The 5316-nt window shown below is 69.4% G+C and carries 7 protein-coding genes; 4 read left to right on the top strand and 3 right to left on the bottom strand.

The features are described 5' to 3' along the window. Positions 1-366: GGDEF domain-containing protein (locus VKH46_11905; protein ID HKB71541.1), on the top strand; the 366-nt coding region annotated here is incomplete at its 5' end. A gap of 61 nt (positions 367-427) precedes the next feature. Here VKH46_11905 and VKH46_11910 read toward each other — a convergent pair. After that, on the bottom strand, positions 428-1387 hold the full coding sequence (locus VKH46_11910; GenBank protein HKB71542.1) for a prenyltransferase: 960 nt from the start codon (positions 1385-1387) through the stop codon (positions 428-430). Positions 1388-1522: 135 nt separating this feature from the next. On the opposite strand from VKH46_11910, the gene VKH46_11915 reads away from it, so the two are divergent. Both VKH46_11915 and VKH46_11920 read left to right on the top strand, forming a co-directional pair. Beyond that, positions 1523-2464 (top strand): thiamine pyrophosphate-dependent dehydrogenase E1 component subunit alpha, encoded by a 942-nt coding sequence (locus VKH46_11915; GenBank protein HKB71543.1) that lies wholly within the window; start codon positions 1523-1525, stop codon positions 2462-2464. Between the two features lie 23 nt (positions 2465-2487). Next, positions 2488-3471, top strand: a complete 984-nt coding sequence (locus VKH46_11920) for a transketolase C-terminal domain-containing protein (GenBank protein ID HKB71544.1) — start codon at positions 2488-2490, stop codon at positions 3469-3471. Positions 3472-3475: 4 nt separating this feature from the next. Here the strand turns inward: VKH46_11920 and VKH46_11925 are convergent, their stop codons facing one another. Continuing rightward, the gene (locus VKH46_11925; protein HKB71545.1) at positions 3476-3949 is read right to left on the bottom strand and encodes a VOC family protein; all 474 of its coding nucleotides are present in this window, start codon (positions 3947-3949) and stop codon (positions 3476-3478) included. A gap of 231 nt (positions 3950-4180) precedes the next feature. On the opposite strand from VKH46_11925, the gene VKH46_11930 reads away from it, so the two are divergent. After that, positions 4181-4630, top strand: a complete 450-nt coding sequence (locus VKH46_11930) for a hypothetical protein (protein ID HKB71546.1) — start codon at positions 4181-4183, stop codon at positions 4628-4630. A gap of 116 nt (positions 4631-4746) precedes the next feature. Here the strand turns inward: VKH46_11930 and VKH46_11935 are convergent, their stop codons facing one another. After that, a complete protein-coding gene (locus VKH46_11935) occupies positions 4747-5133 on the bottom strand; it encodes a DUF5668 domain-containing protein (protein HKB71547.1) in 387 nt (128 codons plus the stop codon). Positions 5134-5316 lie beyond the last annotated feature (183 nt).

A 5316-nucleotide genomic window follows, 5' to 3' on the forward strand; every position in this document is an offset into this window, starting at 1 on the left:
GACACGTTCGGCCATTCCGCGGGCGACGAGGCGCTCGCGGCCGCGGCGGCGCTTCTTCGGTCGAGCTTCCGGGAGACCGACGTCGTGGCTCGTCTCGGCGGCGACGAGTTCGTCGTCCTCGCTCTCATGAATCGCACTGAGGACGCGGAGGTGCCGGTCCGCGCGCTGCGCGATTCGCTCGAGGCGTGGAACACCTGCGCGGGAAAGCCGTTCCGCCTCTCGATGAGTGTCGGGATGACCGACTTCGACCCGGGAACGCGGATGGAAGAGCTCGTCGCGGCGGCCGACCGCCGGATGTACGCCGACAAACAGGAGCGCCGCGCCGCCCGGCAGAGCGACTCCGAAGGCGTCTCCGTCGACGTCTGAGCCCGGATCGTTCGTGAGGACCCGGCGAAGCGGGTGAATTTCGCCCTCGCGGCGGAGGGCGTCAGGCGAGGAGAAGTCCGATTCCTCCGGCGACGGCGAGGATCAGGAACGAGACGAGCGTGAGGGCCTGCGCCGAGCCGAGCCGGGCGGTTGCGGCGGGGGCGCGGCCGCGCCCGAGCATCATCGCCGCGGCGACGGCCGGCGGAAGCCCGAGGATGCCGAGAACGGCGCCCGAGGCGCCGGCGGAAAATGGCCACGCCGCCTGGAAGAGAAAAGCGGCCGCGACGATTCCCGAATAGACGGCGGACGCCCGCCGGGCGCCCAGCCGGACGACCATCGTCCTTTTCCCGGCGGATGCGTCCGCGCGCCGGTCCGGAAGCTCGTTGACCCAGAGAAACGCGCCGATCATCAGTCCGAGGGGAATCGACGCGAGGAACGCGAATGCCGAGACGCGACCGCGCTGAACGACTTCCGTCCCGAGCACGATCAGCGGGCCGTAGACGGCCGCCACCGCCGCCTCTCCCCACCCGCGGTACGAAAGACGGAGCGGAGGCGCGTGGTAGAAGAACGCGAGCGCCAGCCCGGCGGCGCCGAAGACGAGGACCGCCGGCTCGCGCAAGAGCGCGATCGCGATCCCCGCCGCGGCCCCGAGCAGATATCCCGTCCACGCGATCGCCTTCGTCTGCCCGCGGGAAAGCAGGCCGTCGACCAGGACGCGTTTGCCGCCGGAAAACGGGGTCCGCTCCTCGGGCGTCACGGCCCGGTCCGTCCCCGAATCGAAATCGAAGATCTCTCCGGAAGCGTTCTTGGCGACCTCGATCGCGAAGATGCCCGCGACGGTGAGCGCGAGCCACCCCGGCGAAAGCGCGCCGCCGCGCGCGGCCGCCGCGGCGCCCAGGAACATTCCCGCCATCGAAGCGAGCGAGATCTTCGGGTCGGCGAGCCGCCACAGCCCGCGGCGGAAGGAGGCTCGCCCTTCGGGAAGGGCGGAGCTCGGGGAGCGAAGCGCCGGAGAGGACATGCCGAAACCTCCGAGCCATGTTCGCGCCGCCGCGGGGGGAGGCGCCAGATGCAGTCGCCTCAGGGAAGGGGGCCGCTGGCCGACGCCGGAAGCGGTGTTGCTGATAAAATCCCCCGCCAGCGTGAGGAAAACACGATGAAGCCGATCGCGATGCTCGAACGCATGATGCTGATCCGGGCGTTCGAAGAGAAGAACGTCGCCCTGCAGGCCGAGGGAAAGGCCGCCGGCACCTGCACTTCGGTCGGGCAGGAGGCGTCCGCGGTGGGCGTCGTCTTCGCCCTCGAACCGAAGGACCTGATCCTCACGAACCACCGGAGCGCCGGCCACCTCCTCGCGCGCGGCGCCGATGCGGGCCGGATGATGGCGGAGATCGGCGGCCGGGCGACCGGCTACTGCAAGGGAAAGAGCGGAACCCTCCACATCTCCGTCAAGGACCTCGGCGTGATCCTCACCTCGACGATCGTCGGCGGCGAGCTGTCTTTGGCGACCGGCGTCGGCCTTTCGCTCTCGATGCAGGGCGGGGACGCGGTCGCCGCCTGCTTCTTCGGCGATGGGGCCGCCTGCGAGGGGATCTTTCACGAGTCGGTGAACCTCGCCGCCGTCTGGAACCTCCCCGTCCTCTACGTTTGCGAGAACAACCAGTGGCAGGCGTACGTGCGCCGGAAAGAGACGATGCTGATCGATCACATCAGCGAGCGCGCGGCCGGCTACGGGATCGAGGGGCGGACGGTCGACGGCAACGACGTCGAGGCCGTTCACGCGGCCGCGTCGGAGGCGATCGCCGCGATCCGGAAAACGCGCCGGCCCTTCCTGCTCGAGACTTACACGTATCGCCTCCGCGGCCACTTCGAGCCGGACGACCAGTCGTACGTGGACGCGGCCGAGCTCGCCGGCTGGAAGGCGCGCGACCCGATCGCGACGCTGCGCAAGCGCCTGCTCGAGCGCGGCGAGGCGACCGAGGCGTCCCTCGACGCGATCGCCGGCGGCGTCCGCGAGAAGATCGAAGCCGCCGCGCAGTTCGCGGCGAGCTCGCCGTTTCCCGCGCCCGAAGAGGTTCTCACGGACGTCTACGCCTGACCGGGAACGAAGGAGAAATCGTCATGCCCAGGACCACCCCCATGCAGGCCATCGGAGAAGCGATCGCCGAGGAGATGCGACTCGACCCACGCGTCGTGATGTTCGGGGAAGGAGTCGCGACGAAGCGGCGCGAGCTCGTCGAGGAGTTCGGCGCCGCGCGCGTCCGCAACACGCCGCTCGCCGAAGGCATCATCGCCGGGACCGCGGCGGGCGCGGCCGCGACGGGGCTCCGGCCGATCATCGACCTGCTCTTCGCTCCGTTCATCTGCTTCTCGATGGACGAGATCGTCAACAGCGCCGGAAAGCTCCGCTACATCTCGGGGGGACAGTTCTCGTTCCCGCTCGTCGCTCTCGCGATGACCGGCTGCGGCTGGACGGTCGGCGCCCAGCACAACCACAACATCGAGGCGTGGTTCGCCCACGCTCCCGGGCTGAAAGTCGTCATGCCGTCGAACGCGGCCGACTTCAAGGGGCTGCTGAAGGCAGCGATCCGCGACGAGAATCCGGTCATGTTCTTCGCGGACATGGGACTCCTCCACTCGGAGGGCGAGGTGCCGGACGATCAACCCGCCGTCCCGATCGGGAAGGCCGCCGTCGTCCGCGCCGGAACCGACGTCACGCTCGTCGCCTACGCGAAGATGGTCCCCGCCTGCCTCGCCGCGGCCGAGACGCTCGCGTCGCAGGGCGTCTCCGCCGAGGTGGTCGACCTGCGTTCGGTGAAGCCCTGGGACGAGCAGGCCGTCCTCGCTTCCGTCGGAAAGACGGGCCGGCTCGTCGTCGCCCACGAGGCGAGCCGCACCTGCGGTGTCGGCGCCGAGGTCGCCGCGACCGTCGCGGAGAAGGCGTTCGACGAGCTGAAAGCGCCGATCGTCCGGGTCACCGGTCCGGATACTCCGGCGCCGTCGAGCTGGGCCCTCGAGCAGGCGTTCGTGCCGCAGCCGGCGGCGATCGTCGAAGCGGCGCTCGGTCTGACCCGAAAGGGACGCGAGGAAGGCACCGCCGCCTAACCGGCTACTTCTTCTCGGCCTCGCGGATCCGTTCGTCCACCGCGCGCCGCATCTCCTCGTTCGAGATGTCCTTGACGTGCGTCGAGACGTACCACGAGTGGCCGAAGGGATCGGTGAACCCGCCCGAACGGTCGCCGTAGAACTGGTCGGCCGGCGGGCGAGTGACCTTCGCGCCCGCCGCGGCGGCCCGCTCGATCACCGCGTCGCAGTCGTCGACGTACAGGAGCAGGCTGATCGGACTCGGCGTCCCCGGCCGCGGCCCGAGGGCTCCCATCTCCGGATGCTCGTCGGCGAGCATCAGGTGCGAATCGCCGATGCGCACCTCGGCGTGTCCGATGCGGCCGTTCGGAGCGGGCATGCGCATCACCTCCACGGCGCCGAGCGCCTTCACGTAGAACTCGATCGCCTTCGCCGCTCCGTCGACGATGAGGTAGGGCGTGAGCGAGTGGTACCCCTCGGGAATGGGTTTGACGGCCATGGTTCGTCTCCTTCCGTACCGATTCTAACGGCCCCGCAGAGGGCTCGATCGCGCCGCCGGCTTCCACGATGCCTCGCGACACCCGACGCGGCGCGCATGCCCCGTCTCGAATGCCGGCCGGCCACGGCGCATCCTTCTCGCGGTTATAATCGTTCCAACAGAAACGATCTTCCCGGACGGACCCGGCTCGCCGGCCTGCGCCTCAGGCGAGACGCGTGAAAGGAGTGGCTCATGAACCGTCGGACGCTTCTCGGGTTCCTCGCGGCCGGGACGGCCGCCGCACTGAGCTCCGGATGGGCGGTGGAGGGCGAGCCTCGCCGGCCCGCCGTCCGGCGGCATCGCCGGGCCGTGAGACGGCGCGTTCGCCGGCGGATCCGGCGGCGCGTGACGTTCCGGATGATCCATGGCCGCCGCGTGTGGGTCGTTCCGGTGGGCCTGGCGCCGGGTTGGGAGCTCGTTCACGAAAACCGGGTCGTCGTCGTCCGTGAGACGAAATTCGTCGAGATCGGCGGGGCGAGGACGGAGGTCGTCGTCGTCGAGGGAAGCGACGGCAAGACCGAGCAGGTCGAGATCGCGCGCGAGGACACTCCCGAGAATCGCGAGAACCTCGAGGGCAGCATCCTGCCCGATTCCGACAAATCGACGCCGGGCGTCGAGTCCGAGGTCGAAGGAGAGCAATAGCGCAGGACGGGCGCAGGAGCGCGGTGGAGGCGACGACGATCGGCAAGAAATGTTCGCGCCCTCCGATCTCTTCGCCGGCTCGACAGGCTCGCGGTCGTCGGCGCGGGGAGGGGCACTCAGCCCGAACGGCGGGCGCCTTCCCGCGCGAGCCACGGGCGGACCAGGATCCCGATTCCGGCGGCGATGACGAAGATCGGCCAGGCCTCGCCCCAGGTCAGGCCGAAGAGGCCCCACTCGCCGATCAGTCCGTAGATTCCGACGATCACGAACCAGTAGCCGCCCCAGCGCTGGCGCGCGCCGCCGAAGAGCCGGACGGCTCCGATCGCAATCAGGATCAAAGGCCACCAGCGCTTCAGGGGCTCGAGGGAGACCATGTTCAGCTGCGCCAGGAGCAAGGCCGCCCCGATCGCAATGAGGAAAATCCCGGTCGTTTTCCTGACGCCGCCGAGTCTGCGCGAGGGAAAACCGAGGCGTCGCCCCTCCGCGTTGGCCGATTCGTCCATGGAGTCTCCTTTCGCCGCCCGGCGGCGGACAGGCAAACGATAAAGGGAAGGCGGAGCGAATGCCACCAGCCGGCCCGGGATCCCCAGGCGTACCTGATTCAGTTGGATCACGAATCAAAGGATTCGGGTGAATTACATTGGGCCCGGTTCGAAGGGAGGAACCGAAGATGATTCGTATGAGAC

This window comes from Thermoanaerobaculia bacterium, from assembly GCA_035260525.1.
Lineage (GTDB): Bacteria > Acidobacteriota > Thermoanaerobaculia > UBA5066 > DATFVB01 > DATFVB01.